Origin of the sequence: Desulfogranum marinum, assembly GCF_963675105.2 — a bacterium.
Taxonomy (GTDB): domain Bacteria; phylum Desulfobacterota; class Desulfobulbia; order Desulfobulbales; family Desulfobulbaceae; genus Desulfogranum; species Desulfogranum marinum.
The window spans coordinates 332,011-353,927 of the sequence record NZ_CAXXRO010000002.1; the positions used below are offsets into that span (position 1 = coordinate 332,011).

Annotated in this window: 19 protein-coding genes, 3 tRNA genes and 1 other RNA gene; 20 read left to right on the forward strand and 3 right to left on the reverse strand. The window is 44.7% G+C overall.

Going from position 1 to position 21,917, the window contains the following annotated elements:
* Positions 1-7 precede the first annotated feature (7 nt).
* Entirely contained in the window at positions 8-1,627 is a 1,620-nt protein-coding gene (locus tag ACHZCY_RS02225; RefSeq protein ID WP_319547691.1) for an ABC transporter ATP-binding protein, read from the reverse strand.
* 535 nt (positions 1,628-2,162) lie between these two features.
* On the opposite strand from ACHZCY_RS02225, the gene ACHZCY_RS02230 reads away from it, so the two are divergent.
* The 6 genes from ACHZCY_RS02230 (at position 2,163) to nikR (ending at position 7,595) form a co-directional block, all read left to right on the forward strand.
* A complete protein-coding gene (locus ACHZCY_RS02230) occupies positions 2,163-2,954 on the forward strand; it encodes an amino acid ABC transporter permease (RefSeq protein WP_205223230.1) in 792 nt (263 codons plus the stop codon).
* A gap of 19 nt (positions 2,955-2,973) precedes the next feature.
* Positions 2,974-3,726, forward strand: coding sequence for an amino acid ABC transporter ATP-binding protein (locus ACHZCY_RS02235; protein ID WP_394713361.1), 753 nt, complete (start codon positions 2,974-2,976; stop codon positions 3,724-3,726).
* A 70-nt stretch (positions 3,727-3,796) separates the two neighbouring features.
* A complete protein-coding gene (locus tag ACHZCY_RS02240; protein ID WP_205223231.1) occupies positions 3,797-4,624 on the forward strand; it encodes a transporter substrate-binding domain-containing protein in 828 nt (275 codons plus the stop codon).
* Between the two features lie 33 nt (positions 4,625-4,657).
* Positions 4,658-5,542, forward strand: coding sequence for an amino acid ABC transporter permease (locus ACHZCY_RS02245; RefSeq protein ID WP_205223232.1), 885 nt, complete (start codon positions 4,658-4,660; stop codon positions 5,540-5,542).
* 213 nt (positions 5,543-5,755) lie between these two features.
* Entirely contained in the window at positions 5,756-7,174 is a 1,419-nt protein-coding gene (locus tag ACHZCY_RS02250) for a beta-barrel assembly-enhancing protease (protein ID WP_319547693.1), read from the forward strand.
* 10 nt (positions 7,175-7,184) lie between these two features.
* Positions 7,185-7,595 carry a nickel-responsive transcriptional regulator NikR gene (gene nikR / locus ACHZCY_RS02255; protein ID WP_205223234.1) on the forward strand — a complete coding sequence of 137 codons (411 nt, stop codon included), beginning with the start codon at positions 7,185-7,187 and terminating at the stop codon, positions 7,593-7,595.
* A gap of 3 nt (positions 7,596-7,598) precedes the next feature.
* On the opposite strand, the gene ACHZCY_RS02260 is transcribed toward nikR, so the two are convergent.
* Positions 7,599-8,981 carry a sigma-54 interaction domain-containing protein gene (locus tag ACHZCY_RS02260; RefSeq protein WP_319547694.1) on the reverse strand — a complete coding sequence of 461 codons (1,383 nt, stop codon included), beginning with the start codon at positions 8,979-8,981 and terminating at the stop codon, positions 7,599-7,601.
* Between the two features lie 90 nt (positions 8,982-9,071).
* On the opposite strand from ACHZCY_RS02260, the gene tadA reads away from it, so the two are divergent.
* From tadA to ACHZCY_RS02330, 14 genes are all read left to right on the forward strand, one after another.
* The gene (tadA, locus tag ACHZCY_RS02265) at positions 9,072-9,575 is read left to right on the forward strand and encodes a tRNA adenosine(34) deaminase TadA (RefSeq protein WP_232371096.1); all 504 of its coding nucleotides are present in this window, start codon (positions 9,072-9,074) and stop codon (positions 9,573-9,575) included.
* 91 nt (positions 9,576-9,666) lie between these two features.
* Positions 9,667-9,752 (forward strand) — tRNA-Ser (locus ACHZCY_RS02270).
* Positions 9,753-10,002: 250 nt separating this feature from the next.
* Positions 10,003-10,101, forward strand: an RNA gene (gene ffs, locus ACHZCY_RS02275) — signal recognition particle sRNA small type.
* A gap of 48 nt (positions 10,102-10,149) precedes the next feature.
* The gene (gene dnaX / locus ACHZCY_RS02280; protein ID WP_319547695.1) at positions 10,150-12,048 is read left to right on the forward strand and encodes a DNA polymerase III subunit gamma/tau; all 1,899 of its coding nucleotides are present in this window, start codon (positions 10,150-10,152) and stop codon (positions 12,046-12,048) included.
* A gap of 17 nt (positions 12,049-12,065) precedes the next feature.
* Positions 12,066-12,374 carry a YbaB/EbfC family nucleoid-associated protein gene (locus ACHZCY_RS02285; RefSeq protein WP_205223237.1) on the forward strand — a complete coding sequence of 103 codons (309 nt, stop codon included), beginning with the start codon at positions 12,066-12,068 and terminating at the stop codon, positions 12,372-12,374.
* 10 nt (positions 12,375-12,384) lie between these two features.
* A complete protein-coding gene (gene recR / locus ACHZCY_RS02290; protein WP_205223238.1) occupies positions 12,385-12,987 on the forward strand; it encodes a recombination mediator RecR in 603 nt (200 codons plus the stop codon).
* Between the two features lie 204 nt (positions 12,988-13,191).
* Positions 13,192-13,266 (forward strand) — tRNA-Val (locus ACHZCY_RS02295).
* A 72-nt stretch (positions 13,267-13,338) separates the two neighbouring features.
* A complete protein-coding gene (gene thrS / locus ACHZCY_RS02300; protein ID WP_319547696.1) occupies positions 13,339-15,264 on the forward strand; it encodes a threonine--tRNA ligase in 1,926 nt (641 codons plus the stop codon).
* Positions 15,265-15,345: 81 nt separating this feature from the next.
* Positions 15,346-15,852 carry a translation initiation factor IF-3 gene (gene infC, locus ACHZCY_RS02305; RefSeq protein ID WP_319548317.1) on the forward strand — a complete coding sequence of 169 codons (507 nt, stop codon included), beginning with the start codon at positions 15,346-15,348 and terminating at the stop codon, positions 15,850-15,852.
* Between the two features lie 86 nt (positions 15,853-15,938).
* The gene (gene rpmI / locus ACHZCY_RS02310; RefSeq protein ID WP_205223240.1) at positions 15,939-16,136 is read left to right on the forward strand and encodes a 50S ribosomal protein L35; all 198 of its coding nucleotides are present in this window, start codon (positions 15,939-15,941) and stop codon (positions 16,134-16,136) included.
* Positions 16,137-16,209: 73 nt separating this feature from the next.
* Complete coding sequence (gene rplT, locus ACHZCY_RS02315; protein WP_205223241.1) at positions 16,210-16,566, forward strand: 50S ribosomal protein L20; 357 nt, start codon at positions 16,210-16,212, stop codon at positions 16,564-16,566.
* A gap of 862 nt (positions 16,567-17,428) precedes the next feature.
* Positions 17,429-17,719: an integration host factor subunit alpha gene (locus ACHZCY_RS02320; protein ID WP_205223242.1), complete on the forward strand. Its 291-nt coding sequence runs from the start codon at positions 17,429-17,431 to the stop codon at positions 17,717-17,719.
* 139 nt (positions 17,720-17,858) lie between these two features.
* Entirely contained in the window at positions 17,859-18,248 is a 390-nt protein-coding gene (locus ACHZCY_RS02325; RefSeq protein ID WP_319547697.1) for a MerR family transcriptional regulator, read from the forward strand.
* A 62-nt stretch (positions 18,249-18,310) separates the two neighbouring features.
* Positions 18,311-18,387: transfer RNA gene (locus tag ACHZCY_RS02330), tRNA-Pro, on the forward strand.
* Between the two features lie 127 nt (positions 18,388-18,514).
* Here the strand turns inward: ACHZCY_RS02330 and ACHZCY_RS02335 are convergent.
* Positions 18,515-21,907: an FG-GAP-like repeat-containing protein gene (locus ACHZCY_RS02335; protein ID WP_319547698.1), complete on the reverse strand. Its 3,393-nt coding sequence runs from the start codon at positions 21,905-21,907 to the stop codon at positions 18,515-18,517.
* Positions 21,908-21,917 lie beyond the last annotated feature (10 nt).

Here is a 21,917-nt window from a genome sequence, read left to right on the forward strand (position 1 = left end):
GTGATTGTCAGTGAAATGCTGCTTTAAAAAGGGCTTGTGTATACGCATGTTGTGGCTTGGCAAAAACTGTCGCCGCACAACCGGCTTCAACGATTTTTCCGTTTTGCATGACTGCAATGTTATCTGCTATGGCGCGGATAGTCCGTAGGTCATGCGTTATAAAGACATAGGTCATGCCGTACCGTGTCTGTAATTTTTGTAATAAATCTAAAATTTGATGCTGGATGGTCATATCCAGGGCGCTGGTCGGTTCGTCCAAAATAAGCAGCTTGGGGCGTAAAATCAATGCCCTGGCTATGGCTATTCTCTGTCGTTGGCCACCTGAGAACTCATGCGGGAAACGATCTGCCGCATCCGGATCAAGTTCCACATCGGTGAGGGCATCGTAGATCATCCGGCGGCGTTCTGCCCTGTTCTCGCCGATTTTGTGCACTCCTAGTCCTTCGCCGATGATCTGTTCAATTGACATACGAGGCGAGAGAGAGGAAAAAGGATCTTGAAAGACAATTTGCAAATCCTTACGATAAGGGCGGAAGCGGCGGTTGGAAAATGTAGCCAGATCAAGGATCCCGTTGTCCGTGTGATAGAGAACCTGACCGGAAAATTTATAGAGCCCGAGCAGGCACATGGCAAGGGTTGATTTTCCTGAACCGGATTCGCCGACAATGCCCAGTGTTTTTTTCTTTTCCAGGGAGATGTCCACATGGTCTACTGCTTTGACCACTGTCACTTTCGGTTTCATAAACCCAGCCCATCCTGATTTCATGGTAAAGGTGCAGGCAATGTCTTTGAGTTCCAACAGCGGGGGAGTTGCCGGTCGTTCTTTTGCGGTGGCGCTGGGGATGGAATTAAGCAGGTGGACGGTGTAGGGTTGCTTGGGATCCTTGAATATAGAGAGCGTTGTTCCCTGCTCAATAATTTTGCCTTGATGCATAATGGAAACAGTCTCTGCTCGTTGCTTAACCATGGTCAGGTCATGGGTGATAAGCAATACAGACATGCCATATTCCTGCTGGATATCTTGGATTAAATCGAGAATCTGTTCCTGAATGGTGATATCAAGGGCGGTGGTCGGTTCGTCTGCAATAAGCAGTTTCGGTCTGCATGCCAGTGCCATGGCAATCATCACCCTTTGTCGTTGACCGCCGGAGAGTTGGTGCGGATAAGAGGAAAAACGGCTTTCAGGGTTTTTAATGCCGGTGCGGTCCAGCAAACTGATTGCATTTGCATAAGCCTGGGCTTTGGATTGCTTTTGGTGGAGCATCAACGGTTCGAGCAGCTGATTACCGATTGTGTAGACCGGGTTGAGAGAGGTCATTGGCTCCTGGAAGATCATGGCTATTTGGTTTCCGCGCAGGGTCCTGACTTCTTTTTTACTCAGAGCATCTATTCGTTTTCCATTAAAGGTAATACGGCCGCTGCCGGAAACATTGCTAACATCCTCAAGGAGACGGAGTACGGAAAGAGCGGTAACAGACTTACCTGAACCCGATTCGCCAACAAGGGCATGGATTTCCCCTTGAGCAATGTCAAACGAGACATTGCTCAGTGAAAATTGTTTCCCATGCATACCCGATGAGGCATCAAACTGAAGGGAGAGGTTCTGGATGGATAGCAGTGCTGTCATATAATAAAGAATTCGATATTGCTAACCCGGATTTCTCATTAGTTCAGGCGGCGTCAGGATCAAAGTTTTTGGCTGTGGATAGGTAAGCGAAGACTCTGATAGTTGACTATATTCATTGCCAAAACACTGAAGAACATGGCGCTGGATGGACTGACCTTTGGTGAACATTAAAAAAACAACGCTATGTGGGTTTGCATAACATACAGAAATTGTTGGTAATTTGAAAAAATTAAATAATGTTTATGAGAAATTCGGGCCAAAAGAAAGTTAGGTACTCTACATTAGAGCTAAGCAGAGGGCAACAGGAAGATACAGCTTTAATTTAACTCTTTTTTTGTTCAACGTCTTGAAAAGAACAAGAAAATTATTAGTGTGCACACCAATGTGTCATTATCGGGTAGTCTTTAAAAAATTTTTACCGTGGTCGTAACTTTTCTCTTATCCCTCGGCATTTTTTGTATATTTCCGAAAATACGAATATGTACTAAATACATAATTTTGTTAAAAATAATTTGCGTATCTCTAACACATCTCTATGAAGCCTTCACGATCAAGAAAACAAATTTATCGTGACGTAATCGGCTTTCTTGCTATTGCCTGTTTGAGTGTATGGCTCGTCATGCGAGGCAGTGATAATATTGCTTATAGCTGGCATTGGAAACAGGTGCCCCGTTATCTCTTTCAAATTTATGATGGGGAATTTATAGCCGGTCCTCTTCTTCTGGGCCTGGGAGTAACCTTACAAATTACGGTGGTCAGCCTTTTTTTAGCAGGATTTTTCGGCCTTGTCACTGCACTGCTAAGGATGTCTGCCTCCCCTGTAGGGCGGCTGATAGCCTGGATATATTTGGAAGTTATCCGTAACACACCCCTGCTGGTGCAGATATTTTTTCTTTACTTTGTGATGGCACCGATCCTTGATATTGGCAGGTTTGCAACCGCGGTCCTTGCGTTGAGTCTTTTTGAAGGCGCGTACGCCTCGGAGATTATACGGGCAGGTATCACTTCTATTTCAAAGGGGCAGTGGGAAGCAGCCCATAGTCTGGGGTTGAGCCATTATGATACCTATCGCAGGGTCATCCTTCCCCAGGCAATAAGGAGAATCCTGCCCCCCTTGACCAGTCAGGCTATTTCGTTGATTAAGGATTCAGCATTGGTGAGTACCATAGCCGTATACGATCTGACCATGGAAGGGCGAACCATTATTGCCGAAACGTTTATGACCTTTGAAATCTGGTTTACAGTGGCGGCTATTTATCTGTTTATAACCTTGACACTCTCTGGTTTTGTATCATTTTTAGAAAAATATTTTCCGCAGCGTGCATAGGAGAGGGAACATGACACCCATGGTACATCCGGAAAGTGAACAATATATTATAATTGCCGAACATCTTAACAAAATTTATCCAGGTTCTATCAAGGCCCTTGATGACTTCACTGTCAAGGTAAAGAAGGGCGAAGTGGTAGTTGTCATAGGGCCGTCAGGTTCCGGGAAGTCGACCTTTTTGCGGTGTTTGAACGGGCTTGAAGAAGTCGATTCCGGTCAAATCATTGTTGATAATATTCCCTTGGATGATAATGAAAAACATCGTCTGGAGATCAGGAGGGAAGTGGGAATGGTGTTTCAAGCCTTTAACCTGTTCCCGCACATGACTGTCCTGGAAAACATAAACCTGGCACAGCAGCTGGTGCGCAGGGCGAGCAGGAAAGAAGCCACGGCCGTTACCCGCTCTTTGCTCGAAAAAGTAGGAGTGGCGAACAAGGCGGACAGTTATCCGGAAGCCCTTTCTGGTGGTCAGCAGCAACGGGTTGCCATTGCCAGGGCACTGGCCTTGATGCCAAAAGTGATGCTTTTTGATGAGGCGACAAGTGCGTTGGACCCGGAAATGATCGGAGAGGTCCTGGATGTAATGCGTGATCTTGCTGCTGAGGGAATGACTATGGTGGTGGTGACTCATGAAATGGGTTTTGCCAGGGAAGTGAGCGACCGTGTAGTCTTCATGGAAGATGGGCGTATTGTTGAAGCAGGTGATACAGAGGCATTTTTTTCTGCACCGCAACAGGAAAGAACCAATGATTTTTTGCGGCAAATTCTGTAAGCTGTTTTTGGACCAAGAGTAACTTGTTGGTAATACCACATTTTTTACTGCAATCTAAGGAGGCATAATTATGCAAAGCAAGGCTCGACTCGTCGTAATGGTTTTGTCCTTTTTCGTTATTGCTGCACTTGTCCAGCCGTGTATGGCAGGAGAACTGCACAATAAACTCGCTGCTGAAAGTACCATAGAGCAGATTGTCAAGCGTGGCACGATCAAGGTCGGTATGGATATTTTTGTTCCCTGGGCTATGAAAAATAAGAAAGGCGAACTCGTCGGTTTTGAAATAGATGTGGCTAAGCAACTCGCCGAAGACATGGGGATTAAGGTGGAATTTGTGCCCACAAAATGGTCAGGGATTATTCCTGCGCTGGCTGCTGGAAAATTTGATGTAATTATTGGCGGTATGACCGTGACCCCCAAACGGAACATGAAAATTAATTTCACCAGGCCTTATTATTATACCAGTCAGGGATTGCTGGCCAATCGTAAAATGACAGAGGGCTTTACCATTGAAGATTTCAATAGTCCTGAAGTCACTATTGCTGCCCGTCTTGGTTCCACCGGTGCTGTGGCTGCAAAAGCCAATTTCCCTAAGGCTAGATTGCGGCTGTTTGATGATGAACCAGCCGCTGTACAAGAAGTAAAAAATGGACGTGTTCACGCAATGGTAGGAGGACAACCACTACCTGCACACATCGCTTCTGAATCTCCAGATACTCTGAAAGCATTCGGCGAGCAACTGATGAAGGAGCCAATGTGCTTTGGTATTCGCAAAGGCGATGTGGACACCTTGAATTTTTTTAATAACTGGATCGAGATTGTCAGGGCGAAAGGCTGGATTGATGAGAAATACTCCTACTGGTTTGAGAGCACGCAGTGGAAAGATCAGCTGCAATAGCAGCATGATCGATTCTTTATATATTTTTTAAAAATGCTATCATCCCGTCATAAACTGAGTCTGCTCGACTTTCTGCTCATTACCCTGCTGCTTGGTGCAGCAGGGTTTATTATTTTTAGGATAACTTTACGCCTTGATTATGATTGGAACTGGTCGATAATCCCCCAGTATCTCTTCCGGTATGATCAGGAACAGGGCCGGTGGGTAACCAATTATCTTGTCGAAGGTCTGCTGACAACGCTGCGACTCAGTCTTTGGAGCAGTGTGCTTGCATTTGCTCTTGGCTTGCTTATGGCACTTGCCCGTACCAGTTCAAGTCTTTTTTTACAGTTAATATCTCGCTGTTATATCGAACTGATGCGCAATTTACCGCCATTGGTTATTATATTTATTTTTTATTTTTTTCTTGCCGATCAATTTTTGCCCCTTTTGGGACTTGATGCTTTGCTCGCCAAAAGTTCACCTGGTTTGCAAAAGCTGGTCGCATTTTGTTTTTCGCCGGTGTCATCGTTGATCCCTTTTTTGTCGGCCCTTATAACGCTGGCTGTTTTTGAAAGCGCCTATGTGGCAGAAATTCTCAGATCAGGGATAGAATCCATATCAAGGCATCAGTGGGAGGCAGCGCATGCACTGGGCCTGAAACGATGGCAGACCTTATATTATATTATTCTTCCCCAGGCTTTTCGGAGGGTGCTCCCCCCTCTGGCCGGGCAGATAATTTCGTTGATAAAAGATTCTGCTATTGTCTCTGTTATCTCTATCCAAGAACTGACCTATCAAGGGACGCAGCTAATGGCCTCAACCTATTTAACCATTGAAGTGTGGATTACCATTGCCTGTATGTATCTTTTGCTTACCTTTCCCTGTTCAACAGCCGTGAGCTGGTTGGAGAGACGAATGAGTCGAAATCAAGGGTGAGAACGCTATTGTTGCACTCTTTGTAAGGCTCCGTTATCCTATGTGTGTTTACTGGTAATGATAAGTAGCTCAGCACTGCCGCACTGTCAGACAGTAAATCAGGCTTTGGATTCAGCGCAGATGCGCTGCGCTTATCCAGCCTGCGTACTGGACGGTCGCCGGCTAGAATGTGGTGCAGTGAAGGTTATTTTTTTATTTTAGCTACTTGAACATATGACAAAACATTTTTTTGTTCAGAAAATCCTGTCTTGTTTTCTTTGTATTACCCTGCTTACGCTGCCAACCCATGTGTCTTCCATGACCATTGGTGAAGAGCGTCGCATAGGGGAAAAACTGCTTTACTCTGTGCGTGGTGAGTTTACGGTCTTGGATGATCCTGATATTCATCAGTATATCAATCGGCTTGGGCAGAATGTGCTCAACATTGTTGGCCCGCAATTTTTTGACTATCATTTTTTCGTGGTGCAAAGCTCCCAATTTAACGCCTTTGCCGCACCTGCGGGGCTGGTTTTTTTCTATACCGGACTGATAAAAACCATGAAGAGCGAGGACGAATTAATGAGTGTCCTTGCCCATGAGATCGGCCATGTGGTTAGCAGGCATATTTCTCAACGGATAGATCAGAGTACCAAGGTCAGCGCAGCAACCCTGGCCTTGGGGATTGCAGGGTTGGCCCTGGGAGTGCCGGCCCTGTCACAGGGGATACTGGCAGGGTCGCTTGCTGCAGGGCAGGCTATCCAGCTTCAATACAGTAGAAATGATGAGGAACAGGCTGACCGCCTTTCCTTTGAATGGATGCACGAAATGCATCGAAACCCCAAGGCCATGGTTGGTATGCTGCGTACCATGAGGCGAATTGCACGCTATAGCTCGGGACAATATCCCCAGTACCTCTTGACCCATCCCGATCCTGAGGCCCGACTCGATTATGTTCAGTCTCTGGTTGAACTCGATGAGAGTCAGCAACAGCCGGCGTACTATGTTCCCACAGATAATTTTTCTTTTCTCCGCTTCAAATATCGGATATTGCAGGAGACCATGGATCCGGAAAAATTACGGGTTTTTTGTTCCAACGCCGCAGCTTCAGACAGTGATAAGGAGCAGGCAATAATGGCTCGCTTCGGGTTGGCCTTGGTGGAAGCCGATGAGCATAATATTGACCGGGCGCTCGAACTGCTGAACGAGGTGAAAAATAGGTATAAGGATAAATATGTTCTTGATATAGATGAGGCCGTTATCTATGCTGAAAGTCAGCAGTTTGACCGGGCAAAGGCGATACTGGACAAAATAGTGTATCGGCATCCAGGAGATATGTATGGGGTGAATCAGTTGGCTTTGGTTGAGTATAAGCTGGGTAATCTTAAAAAAGCTGAACAACTGTTTGCCAGGGTAGCCAAAGATCTCCCGCAAAATGCAGAGATTTATTATGAATTGGGCCGGTTAAGCGCTGATAAGGGAGAGCAGGGTGTCAGTAGGTTTTATCTTGGTAAATACTATCTGTTCAAGGGCAGGGTCAAAACTGCAAGGCAGTACTTGGAAAGTGTTTCTAAAGAGAAGGAACTCCCGGAAAAATTGCAAAATGAAGCCCTTGAAATTCTCGATAAACTCAAAAAATTAGAAAAAGAAAAGTAGACTTTAAATTATGCTGAAACGCTTCTCCATATCACTTGAAGAAGAATTGCTGGCCCGGTTTGATACATATATTGAGAACAGGGGCTATTCCAATCGTTCTGAGGCTATTCGGGATCTAATCCGTAAGACCCAGGTGAGCGAGGAGTGGGAAAAAGACAGCGAGGTGGTGGGGGTGGTTACACTTGTTTTCAACCACCATAAATCACAGTTGCAGGAGAAAATTACCGAACTGCAACATAATTATCATAACCTGATCACTTCAACGACCCATGTTCACATGGATCATCATAATTGTCTGGAAGTGACCATTGTTAAAGGAAAGGCTTCTACTGTTCAGGAGCTTGCTGCCCAGCTTATGGCACTGAGGGGAGTCAAAGACGGTAATTTGACTATGTCCAGTACCGGTGGCCATCTCACCTGACAATCACTGGGTTTCTTTATTCCTCCGCCAGTTGGGATGGGTTATGCCAAATTTTTTAACCTTGTAGTTGAGCGCTCTTGGGCTTATGCCGAGCACTTTGGCTGCGTTTTTTTGGACCCAGAGGTTTTCCTCCAAGGCATTGATAATGAGCTCCTTCTCCTGGACGATTAATGGCTCATTCGATCTGGCACGGGGCTTGTATTGGGTGGTGTTTATGTCAGGCAGGTGAATCGCCTCCATGTGAATGGTATCACTTTCTTCCAAGATGATCGCCCTTTCAATGGTGTTGGCCAGTTGACGAATATTGCCGGGCCAGTGGTAGTGTTGGAGCAAATCGACTGTTTCTGCTGAAAATCCTTTTATAGTTCTTTTCAATGAAGTCGCAGCTTTTTCCAGCAGCTTTTCAGCTAGTGGTATGATGCAGAGTGGACGCTCGGAAAGTGTAGGCAGCGGAACAGGGAGTACATTGATTCGGTAAAAAAGATCTTCCCGGAATTTATTGTCATTTACCTGTTGCTGGAGATCTCTGTTGGTTGCCGCAATGACTCGTACGTCCACTTCAATGGTTTTGTTGCCTCCAACACGTTCAAATGTCTTTTCCTCGATAACCCGCAGCAGTTTAGATTGGATCTCAAGAGGAATTTCCCCGATTTCATCGAGAAATATGGTACCCTCGTCAGCCTGTTCGAAACGTCCGATTCGCTGTTTGTCCGCACCGGTGAACGCTCCCTTTTCATGGCCGAATAGCTCGCTTTCCAGCAGGGTTTCAGGAATGTTGGCACAATTTATTTTTATAAAAGGGTGATGGCGTCGTGGAGAATTGTAATGGACGGTCCCTGATAAAAAGCTTTTACCTGTCCCTGTCGCGCCGGTTATGAGGATGGTTGAGTCTGAAGAGGCGAATTTTTTAAGACTGGTGATGACGTTTTTGAAACTTGGCGATTTTGCTATAATTGCATCGAAATCATAGATTATGTCTTGTCTTCTGCGTAAATAAGCAATTTCGCTATCTTTTGAATGGTCATTAAGAGCCTTTTTGACTACCAACTGCACTCTGGTTTTCGAGAAGGGAGGGGCTATAAAATCGTAGGCGCCTTCATCAATGGCTTTAAAAATAAAGTTTGTTTCGTCTAAAGGTGAAGTGATGATAATCGGCGTGTGAGGTGTTTGCGCCTTAGTATTTTTGAGCAACTCAAAAGTGGTACCATTAGACGGTTTTGTATTGATAAAAATGACGTCATACTTGTTTTTATTTATCGCTTGTTGAAAAGATTTGTGATCATACCGGAAGGTAAGATTTGAAGTGGGGGCTAACGCTTCAGTAAGAATGTCTTTACTTCCGGAATCTTCTTCGTATGCTAGAACGGAAACTTTGTGTTTTACCATGGCTGCTGCTCAAGGTCTGTTTCGAATTTGTATTTCAAATACCTTTTTGGTAATTATAAGGGCTTTTACCCTGGAAAGTAAAGAGATGATTTGCAGGACGTCGACTTTTTCTCACTATCTTTTATTATGAAAAATGTGAATGTTGCTTTGGATGCGGCATTAATGGAGGCGGCTCTTGCCTGTGCAAAGGAGTCTGCAGCCATGGAAGAAGTGCCGGTGGGGGCTGTGTTGGCAGACAGTAATGGTAATATTATTGCTGCTTGCGGTAATAACTGCATTGCTGCCAATGATCCGACCGGCCATGCAGAAATACGAACCCTGCGGGAGGCGGCACGCAAGACTGGTAATTATAGATTTCCGGACACAACAATGTATGTCACCCTCGAACCTTGTGCCATGTGTGCTGCCGCAATGGTCCATGCCCGGGTGAAAAGAGTCGTTTTCGGCGCTGATGATCCAAAAACAGGAGCTGTGCACTCTAAATACCAAATCGGCACAGATGGTAAGTTAAATCACGTTTTTTTAGTGACATCCGGAGTGCTGAAAGAGGAGTGCAGCGTTCTTTTAAAAAAATTTTTTAAAAGGCGACGTTAATTTTTATTGTAAATTTTTTACACACAGTATACATACATGCACCCATCAACTCAATTTGCCTAGAGCAATATCAATGGCTCTGAAAAAATATGGAGAGGTGACCGAGTGGCTTAAGGTGCACGCCTGGAACGCGTGTGTACGCAAGTACCGTGAGTTCGAATCTCACCCTCTCCGCCATTTTGCAAAAAAGCCCTTCAGCTTTAACTCTGAAGGGCTTTTTGTTGTGTTGAGGAGGGGCAGGTATTACTCGCAATAATATGAAACGCAAAAAAATAAATTTGCTTGACGTTATTTTGTGTGGATAGTATATAGCCCAGACTCGAAGGGAAAGCAGGACGCACAATCTACAGCGTACGGAGTTTATCGTGCAGGCGTCTCAATCGCTTACTCGCTTACTCTTCGCCAGCCATATGATCGCAGCTTTGATAGCCGGGTCCTGTGCAACAAAGAATCACGAACCCCGTCAGGTCCGGGAGGAAGCAGCGGCAGTGAATCTCTTTGTGTGTTACAGGGGTGCCTGGCTATCATTTTTTTTAGAGTACGGATGTTGATCATATAATCCAGGAAAGTCGATTTGTCCTATCTTGTCTTAGCCAGAAAATTTCGTCCCCGGTTCTTTAGTGAGGTTGTAGGCCAAAAGCCAATAGTTCGCACTTTGCAAAATGCATTGCTGCAGGAAAGGGTCGCTCATGCCTTAATATTCAGTGGCGTGCGCGGAACCGGCAAGACAACGCTTGCACGCATCATGGCCAAGGCCCTGAACTGTGAAAACAGAAATGGAGCCGAACCCTGCAATACCTGTGCTTCCTGCCTGCAGATAACCGAAGGAAACAGCGTTGACCTGCAAGAAGTTGATGGGGCATCGAACAGAGGCATCCAGGAAATTCGCGAACTCAAAGATAAGATACGTTTTATGCCTACCAGCAGCAGGTATAAAATTATTATCATTGATGAAGTCCATATGCTGACTACTGAGGCCTTCAATGCGTTGCTGAAAACTCTGGAAGAGCCCCCCGAACATGTGTTCTTCATGTTCGCTACCACAGAATTACATAAAGTCCCGGTTACCATTCTTTCCCGTTGTCAACGGTACGAACTTAAACGAATTAGCCGCAAGGATCTTGCCGGTCATTTTGCAAATCTTGCCCAGCAGGAACAGGTACAAATAGAACCTGCGGCCCTGGAGATGGTGGTAAGGGAGGCTGAGGGAAGTGTTCGCGACGGACTCAGCCTGTTGGATCAGATATTTTCTTATTGCGGCCGGGAAGTAAAGGTAGAAGATGTTGTAGACGTGCTTGGTCTCGTTAATAATCAGACCGTTGCAGACCTTGCTGATGCACTTTTGCAAAGAGATCTGAGTGCAGTGTACGTGCTTCTGGAAGATATCTATAATCAGGGAATGGATTTTAAACGGTTGAGCAATGAGCTGCTCTCTTGGTTCCGTAATCTTGTCATTTGTAAAATCAACCCCGGTGAAGGGTTCTTCGATCTTCCTGAAGATGATTTGTTGCGACTCCAGCAGAGTGTTAGCGGACAGAGCCTGGAAACCCTGACCGCAATATTTAATCTCCTGCTCGAAGGGCTTGAAAAAGCACATTTCTCTGCCTATTCGCGCCTTTCGCTTGAACTTACCTTTATTAAAATATTTCAAATAGGCAATGTTGTTCCGGTTGGAGAGCTTATCACTCGGTTCGACAACCTGTTGGCAGAGGTTCCGGAAGCTGTTATTGAGCAGTTTTCTCAAGTAACAACGCATACCGTTCCCGTGTCACCGGTCAAGCAGGCTCAGCCTGTTCCAAGTGCCCCTGCGCCTGCCGGGGAAAAGCCAGTCTCTTCGCCTGTAGCCACTGTTGAGTTACAAGAGGCATCGCCGGTAAGTACTGCAGCGCAAGGGGCCCCTGTTGAAGTGACGCCGCCTAAAGCTAAATCAGCGGTTGCTGTGCAGAACAATGCCCCCATAGATTCGCAGCAGGCCGAAACACAGGGTGCAGCATCTTCTACAGTGGAGCAGATAGAGAAAAAAAAAGATATCCGTCGTGACTGGGATGGATTTATTGCCTATGTCCGTGAGCGGCAACCGTGGATGTCTGCCTCTTTGCAGCGTGCTTCTTCGGTAAAACAGGTCGGGGCAGAGCTGGTTATTCAATTTGACGACAGTATAGAGTGTAGTTTGCTGAGGCAGAAAAAATATATTCAGCCGCTCACAGAATTTTTTCTTGATTTTTTCCAAAAAAACCTCACTATTCGTTTTGATGTGCCGGAAGGCCAGGATTGCGAAATAGCTGCAGAGAACGGACAAAAACCGCATTTGGAGCGCAGGGCTCTTGCAAATGATCCGTTGGTACTTACAGCTGTCGAAATTTTTAATGGCCAGGTCGGTGACATTCGAATTGGACCACGATTTAGAAAAAAGAATGAACAGGAAAAAACGCCGGAGGCAATCAGCCCGGCGGACACGCATACAGAAGAGTAACGAGGGTATAATATATTATGAACATGGGCGATCTGATGAAGCAGGCTCAGCAGTTTCAAGCTAAGCTGAGCGATATTCAACAGGAATTAGGAAAAAAGACTGTAACAGGTAGCGCCGGCGCAGGAATGGTAACAGCTACCGTCAATGGCAATAGCGAATTGCTGGATCTCCATATAGAACCGGGAATCGTCAATGCAGACGATGTACAAATGCTGGAAGACCTTGTTACTGCCGCAGTCAATGATGGCCTGCAGAAGGCTAAAGAGGTAGGTAAAACGGAAATGGGGAAGTTAACCGGCGGCGTCAATATTCCTGGATTATTTTAGGTCAATTAAGATGCATATCGTGCCTCCGGCGCTGGAACGTTTGATCAAAGAACTTGGTTATTTCCCAGGGATAGGCGAGAAAACGGCAACCCGACTCGCTTTACACATTCTTCGTAAACCAGCAACAGATGCGAAGCGACTTGCCGAGGCCCTGGCCGAATTACATAACTCCATCCAGCTGTGCAGCGTTTGTTATACTTTCTCAGAGACAGACACGTGCGATGTGTGCAGTGATGTACGACGCAAAAGTGATGTGGTCTGTGTGGTGGAAGAGCCTGGAGATTTGCTGGCTATTGAAAAAACAGCTGTTTTTAAAGGCGTGTACCATATCCTACATGGAGCATTATCGCCGATGGATGGTATTGGACCCGATGAGCTCAAAATAAAAGAATTAGTTAAAAGAATCCAAACGGGTGGCATTAAAGAGGTGGTTCTTGCTACGAGTTCCACTGTACCTGGAGAGGCAACAGCCGCTTATCTTGCGAACCTGCTGCAAAAGAGCCCTGTTGCTACCAGTCGCCTTGCGTGTGGCATACCAATGGGGATGGATATTAAATACGCAGATATTCACACACTTGGCAGAGCAATAGAATCACGGCAATCTTTGGATTAAAGATGTCCCGGTTGAGAAGAATGTCGGGCAGGGTGACTCATAATTGAGAGCAAACTAGAAAGATAACTTTTTTTAAGAGAAAAAAACAACATCTTTGGATCAATTTGCCATTTTCTCTTGACACTCTGGGTGATTGCAGGTATTTAATTACAGTTTTTCACATAAGGCTTTCCACCAAAGCCGCAGGTAAACATAATATGATGTAGGCGCGTAGCTCAGCGGGAGAGCGCTACCTTGACGTGGTAGAAGTCGGCGGTTCGACACCGCCCGCGCCTACCAGAATAATAAAGGCTAGGATGCAGGGGATAGTTTTGTCCCTTGATCATTAGCCTTTCCTATTTACAGGCAATAATGACACAGATAGCAGTCTCGGTTCAGGACGGAGAACAAAAGCAGTTTGCTTCAGGCATCACCATTGCTGAAGCTCTCAAGGACTTGGTTTCAAATAAGCAACGAAAACAAATTGTTGCATCTGTTTGCAATGGTCTCCCGTCCGACTTAGGCACTACGCTTACCACCGATTCTGTGCTCGAGCCTATTTTACTCGCATCAGAGCAAGGGCTGGATATACTTCGCCACTCCACTGCCCATATCATGGCGCTGGCCGTGAAAAATATCTATGGTAATGATGTGAAAGTTGCCATCGGGCCTGCGATAAGCGACGGCTTTTATTACGATTTTGATAAGGAAAAAGCTTTCTCTCCAGAAGATTTCGAAGCCATAGAAAACAAAATGGCTGAGATTGTCGCAGGGCGGCTACCCTTTGAAAGGCAGGAAGTGACAAAGGCCGAAGCTATAAAGCTTTTTGATGAGTTGGGTGAAAGCTATAAGGTGGAACTGCTTAATGATATGGAAGCGGATACTGTTTCCATATACAAACAGGATGGATTTATAGATCTTTGTCGTGGACCACATATCCCTGATTCCTCCTGGCTGAAAGTGTTTAAATTGCTTCGGGTTGCCGGATCGTACTGGCGTGGTGATGAAAAAAAACAGATGCTCACCCGTATTTACGGGACAGCTTTTACCGATAAAAAAGATCTGAAGCGCTACCTTAACCAGCTGGAAGAAGCGAAAAAACGTGACCACCGCAAACTTGGCAAAGAACTGGGCTTGTTCACCATTCAGGATCAAATTGGGCCTGGTCTCATTTTATGGCAGCCTAAAGGTGCATTGCTGCGTAAATTAATAGAAGACTACTGGAAGGAAGAACATTACAAAAGCGGTTACGAACTGCTTTATACACCACACATTGCCCGGCAGGACTTGTGGAAAACTTCCGGACATCTCGATTTTTATGGTGAGAATATGTATTCTGCCATGGAAATTGATGAGGTGATGTACCAGCTGAAACCGATGAACTGTCCGTTTCATATAGGTGTGTACAACGCAACTAAACATAGCTATCGTGAATTTCCTATTCGTTGGTGTGAGCTCGGTACAGTATATAGATATGAGCGTACCGGTGCTCTCCACGGTTTAATGCGTGTTCGCGGATTCACTCAGGACGATGCGCATATATTTTGTCGACCTGACCAGCTCGAAGACGAAATTTTTAATATTATCGATTTAAATCTGCATATTCTCAAGACATTTGGTTTCGATGAATATGACGTGTATCTGTCTACCCGTCCAGAAAAGTATGTTGGTTCTGACGAACACTGGGAATTGTCAACAGATGCGCTGAAGCAGGCACTGGAAAAGAAGGGGCTTAACTATTCCATTGATCCAGGTGAAGGTGTTTTTTACGGTCCCAAAATAGACATCAAGATCAAGGATCAACTTGGACGTTCCTGGCAGTGCTCAACCATCCAGGTTGATTTTAACCTGCCCGAACGTTTCCAGATGACCTACACCGGCGAAGACGGTGCAGAACATCAGCCGATTATGATCCATCGTGCGCTGATGGGATCTTTAGAACGGTTTATAGGTATTCTTATCGAGCATTATGCTGGCGCCTTTCCGTTATGGATGGCTCCGGAGCAAGCCAGGATCATGAATATTACTGATGATCAGGGCGAATACTGCGAACGCGTCTTTAATCAGTTGCGAAAAGCGGGGATCCGTATTAGCAAAGACCTGCGTAATGAAAAACTTAATTATAAAATTCGCGAAGCACAGCTGAAAAAAATCTCCTATATGCTTATAGTTGGTGAGCGCGAAAAGGAAGAAGGCACTGTAACGGTAAGGATGCGAAATGGCAAAAATTTGCCACCTATGCGACCGGAACAGTTTGTCGAATTTATTGAAAAAGAATGCGAAGAGGTAACATCCTGAATACCTTGAGCATAGCAGAGTAAAACAACTGGAGGAACGGACATTAAAAAACGAGGCAGAAAACTTCCACAGCAGCAGGAAATCAAGGTCAAAACCAACGAAGATATTAATTATTCTCAGGTTCGCCTGGTTGATGCTGATGGTACGCAGCGCGGTGTTGTAAGTGCAAAAGAAGCTCTTGATATTGCATATGACCAGGGACTAGACTTGGTTGAAGTATCCGATAAAGCAGATCCCCCTGTCTGTCGGGTCATGAATTATGACAAATATCGTTACGAGTTGAAGAAGAAGCAGCAAGAAGCTAAGAAAAAGCAAACAGTTATCGAAACAAAAGAGATTAAGTTCAGGCCAAAGACGGAAACGCATGACCTTAATTTCAAAATTAAGAAAATCAAGCAATTCCTTGACGCAAAAAACAAAGTAAAGGTGACTATGCGGTTTCGTGGTAGAGAAATCGTGTACGCCCAGTCAATAGGACTTGCCGCTCTTAACAAGATAGCTGATTCTCTGCGAGAAGACTGCGTAATTCTTCAGGAACCAAAAATGGAAGGGCGACAACTCGTGATGTTTGTTGGTCCAAAAGCTTAACTTGTAGTATTGAACGGATAAGAAATATTCCTGAACTCGATCCGGCCAGGGGAGAGCAGGGAAGAGCAATATAAGGAGATTGAGTAATGCCAAAGATGAAGACAAACAGAGGTGCGGCTAAGCGTTTTCGTGCCACAGGATCCGGTAAAATTCGCCGTAGCAAAGCTTTTACCTCGCACATTCTGACCAAAAAATCAACCAAGCGTAAAAGAGGTTTGCGTCAAAGCGGGTTGATCGCAGAATGCGATACGAAAGCAATTAAGCGTATGTTGCCTTACATGTAGGCAATTACAGCCACAGCTTTCTGAAAGTTTAGATTAATAGATTTTTTTATAAGAGAACGTATTGGAGTAAAGTATGGCTCGTGTAACTCGCGGATTTAAAGCACGCCGCAGAAGAAATAAAGTTTTAAAGATGGCAAAAGGTTTTCGTGGTGGAAAGAGTCGTCTCTTTCGAACAGCTACTGAAGCTGTTGATCGCGCACTTTGCTATGCCTATCGTGACCGCCGTACCAAGAAAAGAGAATTCCGTAAACTTTGGATCACTCGCATCAGTGCAGCGGCCAAAGCCAATGGCACTAATTATTCTAAATTTGTCGGCGGAATGCATAAAAACGATATTGAGCTGGACAGGAAAGTACTTTCCAATTTGGCAATAGTCGATCCCAATGCATTTTCCGTAGTAGTTAAGGCTGCAGGGCAGGGTGCTGCCTGAGTTCAATTTATGAAAAACGAGCTACGGCATCTACAAGCTGCAGCTCACAATGAATTGCAGCAGATTATATAATCCCAGGATCTCGTACTTTTTAAAAGGGTATCTTTGCAGAAAAGTTACTTGTGACTGGGATTAATTTTAATTACGTTTCTTTCTTCTCAATAGATAGCACTCGTTTATTTAATTTCTAATCCATCGGAACAACCAAAAAGCTAAATCATTTTGGGTCTTAGGGCCAAAACCAGTGGTTTCCGTGTAGTAAAAGTGTTAGTCAAGGTTCTACGCGTCATAATGGTTGAGATGATATTTTTTTAACCTGCATGTCCTAATGCAGGTGCTGTCTCAAATATTCGCTTTTCCAAGAGCGTAAAACTCACAGCAGTAAAATACTCTGATATCGAATCCAAAAAAGTCAGTGATACTATACTGAAATTAAATGTGCTGTGTTGATGCAGGATGTCCGTTTTTGATGTCAGCATTCTATCCCCTACCTTTGTGTTAAGAAATTCAATCCATTTGCCGAGGCCCAAAAAGCCGGAACTCAAGATTTCCTTAAGTAATGCTAAAAAAAGCCTCGAAAAATTAGACACAGTCTTGTGGTATGTAGCTCTCACCTTTTTCAATGCAACAGCTACTTTCGCAAATTTTACCGTATAAACAAAAAAATATTGAATCTGCAGAGCTGTTTGATGTATATCGTGACAAGCTCGGTAAAGATGGATATACAAGTGTGGTTTGAACAGGTATACTGTTTGAATTCCATCTAACGATTTCAACTACTACCAGTTGACCATGCACATCAATAGATTGTAAGAGCACGCATGCGTCAATTTAATGCACGCTATAGAGAAGGATCTGAAGCATGAAGAAAAAGAATGTCACCCGTAAAGAGTTAGCAATTTCGGTAAACGAAAAACTGGGGGTTTCGCAGCGAAATGCTGCCGAGATTGTCGATACTGTTTTTTCCACTATGAAAGACACCATGGTTGGTGGTGAATCTATTAAGCTTGTCCAGTTTGGTACTTTATCTGTTCGGAATAAGGCTCCTCGTCGTGGTCGTAACCCACGTACAGGCGAATCCATGATTATCACCAAACGGCAGATGGTTTCTTTTCGTCCGAGTAAACGCTTGCGGGAGCGGTTGAATAAATAATTGTGCTATTGTATAGTTATCACGCTTTAAAAAAACGATTGAGGAAGGATAACATCTAATGAAAATGGTTGCGGATATGATCTAGAAACACTGGTTTCTTGAGCATGCCCTCCATCAAGTTTCTTTACTTTATAGACCTGTGACTACCAGTTCACCCGATATCGAACGATTGCCGGATAAAAAATATTTCCGAATAGGGGAGGTTAGCTCTCTGTTAGGTGTAGACGCGCACGTTTTACGATACTGGGAAAAAGAATTTAAGATGGTCAAACCCTATCGCGGTAAATCCAAACAACGGCTTTACAGACGACAGGATGTTCAAACCCTGCTGAATATCCGACAATTGCTTCATCAGGAAGGGTATACCATCTCCGGTGCTCGTAAATTACTGGCAAAAAAGTCTATCAAATCAAGTAAAGAAAAGAAAATAAAGGTGACGCATTCTCCAGCAATTGCAGACAATAGGTTGCAGTTGATTAAATCTGAGCTAAACTTTATTTTGGCTCAGCTTAATCAGCCAAGAAAATAACAGATAGCCCAACTAGAAGTTGACACAAGATGGCTGGAATGCTATCTATGAGCAGCGAATTTCGGAACGTAGCGCAGCCTGGTAGCGCACCTGAATGGGGTTCAGGGGGCCGGAGGTTCAAATCCTCTCGTTCCGACCAGTAAAAACGGGCACTTAGCATATCTTGCTAAGTGCCCGTTTTCCTTTTTGTAGTAATCTTTGTTTTTTGTAAATTGATTCTCCATAAGAAGTACAATCAGGTGGCGCATCGTTTACAGTGCCCTTCATCAGTCGTTGAGTTCCACCGTGATGATCTGGTTGGCCGTGCTGGTTGCCCCGGCATCATCGGTAACATTGAGGATAACGTTGTAGATGCCGTGTATGTCGTATGTATGGTTAGTATTTACGCCGCTGTCTGCACTTGTACCATCGCCAAAGTCCCATTCATACGACACTATAGAACCATCCTGGTCCTCTGATCCGGAAGCATCATAACTCACTGCCAGCGGGGGCAGGCCCGAAATTGGATCAGCGGTAAAACTGGCCATCGGCAGATTGTTAGAGTCTGAGGGGAGCTCGTAGGGAAGCTGATCGATAGGAGTTTGATTTCCACCGATAAAGACGAGATCGGTAGCATTCCCACTCGTCGACTGAACATCAAAATAAACAGTGGCACCAGCTGGGAACTCGAAATCAAGCCCGTCGTACCAGGGCCCCGACATTTGCATATCAAATATAATTGATTGAGGATCAGAGGTGTCCACATTGTCATTTGACTCAAATGTGACAGGCGTTACACTGCTAAACTTAATATCTGACTCGATGCTGCCAGTATATCTTTGCCACCCACTGAGTCCTGCTACCCCCCTCAAATGCCAAACATTTCCTTCTTTCCATAAAAAAATACCATCCTCAGTTGCTGGATCATAATTTGGTTCTCCCAGAATCTGATAAGGAAGCTGATTTACAGGACATCGCTTTCCACCTATAAATACAAGGTCAGTATTATTCTCACTTTTTGTTTGTACATCAAAATAGACGGTGGCCCCAGTAGGAAACTCGAAATCAAGCCCGTCGAAATTAGGCCCCGACATTTCCATGTCAAATATAATCTCATGAGAATTTGAGATGTCCAGATAATCATTTGTATCAAAGCTGACAGGAGTTACATTACTAAATTCCGTATCTGAAGCTATGCTGCCAATATACCTTTGCCACCCACTAAATCCTGCCACAGCCCTCAAGTGCCAGATATTTCCCTCTTGCCATAGAAAAATGCCATCTTCTGTTGCTGAATCATAATTCGGCTCTCCATAAGGAATACAAGTATTGGACTCTTTCACAGTAATGGTCACAGTTGCGGTACCAGTGCCGTCGTTGTCATCATCAACTGTATAAGTAAAGGTGTCCGTACCTGAAAAACCTACTGGTGGTGTGTAGGTGATAAAGTCATCACTTGGATCATCCGGCGAGGCGTTATCGTTGATACTCGTTATTCCGCCTTGGTCGGTTGGGTTCTGTACGGCAAAAATACTCAACGTATCACCGTTTGGATCGTAGTCATTAGCCAGGACGTCCACAGTCGTCGCTGTATCAATATCCGTTCTGGCACTATCAACAACCGCCATTGAGGGCTGAGGGGTACCCGAAGATTCCACAACCCGGATAATTTTATCGGCTGAAAGATTTTCTATTACCTGAACAATCCCGCTTGGCCATTGTACTTCTAGGCGCTCTATGGCTGCATTTTGCCCCAGACCGAAATGGATGCGCTTATGATTTTGTGAAAATTTGTGCATACCACCACTTTGCTCACGCAACTGAGTCACATTCCCTGCGGTCAAAAGCAAGCGCGCACCAATACCGTCTCTATTGGATGTGGTACCGACTAAGTCGATTTCGATCCAGTGGTTACTGTTTCCGTTATTTTTAAAAAGTTGAATCGGACCTAAATGATCAAAAGGTGATGGATACATCCCATTGGTGAGGAACAAGTCGAGAAAACCATCACGATTATAGTCTGCAGTGACTACATGATCCCCGGCTCCTAGAGTAGTGCCGGCCGCACCTCCAGCGTTAGTAACTTCTGTAAAGACACCTGTTCCATCATTCTCCAACAGAATGTTAGGTGTATTCATGACCTTTAAAGAGTTCACTACATAAAGATCTATATCCATATCATTGTCAAAATCACCAGCAACAACACTCCTTCCTGCTAAATGTTGATTAATTCCAGAATCTTGCGCCAATTGCTTTTCTAGATTGGCTCCGTTGTGAATATAGAGGGTGTCTATAGGCGGTGCAAACATAGTAAGATTCAGGGGGGTAAATTCAGTAATGGGACTATCGGTTTCGACGATAAATTTACACGAAAATGTTTCGTCAAGAGATTGAGAAGATACAATCTGCCATTGATTCAATTCGGAATCAAAGCCGACATAAACACCAGCATCGATGCCAGGTTCATGGGGATAAATGCCATACACCCTGGAATCGTCAGACGAAAGCTCTAAATAGACCGGAATTCGAGGCGCGATGCCCCATATTCTAGGGTCATCGGGAGATATATAGGATGCAAAAGTTTCACGAGATAATCCGGAAGAACCGATATAGAAAGGATGATCTGCAGACGAAAGCTGTACAGAAAAAAGAATTGTCACCTTACCATCGGATTTAAATGTTACTCCTTTCTCACACTCACAGCTACTGCTTACAATGTTCGCTGCAAGTTTAGTGGATGTTACCTGTGCGACCTGTTCGCCTCCTCCTCCTCGCACCCAATATAGATCTGGAAAAAGATCACCATTGAAATCTGCGAAAGCAGCGTCAGCTGCATATCCTGAGTCAGGTGGGAATATTTCATCTCGATGCTCAGTAAAAGGAAGTGTTGTCATGCTATACACATAACTGGGAAATCGTGGGCCACCATCATAGGTAATGATATCCAAAATTCCATCGCCAGTAAGATCGGACAACATGCTAAAAACAGCATCATGATCCTCAAAGCCTACCAGGAGACTTACATTTTCAAAAAAACTAGTTTCTGTATTCTGCTGAAATAGGGCCGCATACCCTGCCCCTCCACGTGAGAGACTATTTAGATACACATCTAAAATTCCATCATTATCAAAGTCCATCCACAATGGTATTCGCCCTCGACTTTCAGTGTATGCAATACCGTATTCGCGAGCGCTTTCATAAAGGATACCATTATCGTTTATATAAAAACGGTTGGCGACCCCCTGGGTACAGCTAACCACCACATCTTGATCTCCATCGTTGTCATAATCGGCCCACCCAGCTCCGTGTGTGTCGGCATATGGCCATGGCACTTGATCCCAAATACTACCAGAAAGCTGTTCAAATGTGCCATCCTGTTTATTAAGATAGAGGCTCGGTACTTTTGATTCATGATTGGTAACAAAAATATCTGGCCAACCATCCCCATCATAGTCCGCCCATTGTGCACCCCAAGTGGGGCCGGTATAGGTTAGGCCAGCTTCTTGTGTAGTCTCAGTAAAGCTTATCTCAGTTCTTGCAAGAGTAGGTAGAGTTGCTGACAATAGTGTGATAATGGAAAACACCACGAGAAGTGGATGGCACTTATAAATAAAATTTTTCAGAAGTAAGAATAAAAAAGTCTCAACCTCTTCCTGAGGAAAATTTACCTTTAAAATCATTATGTCATCC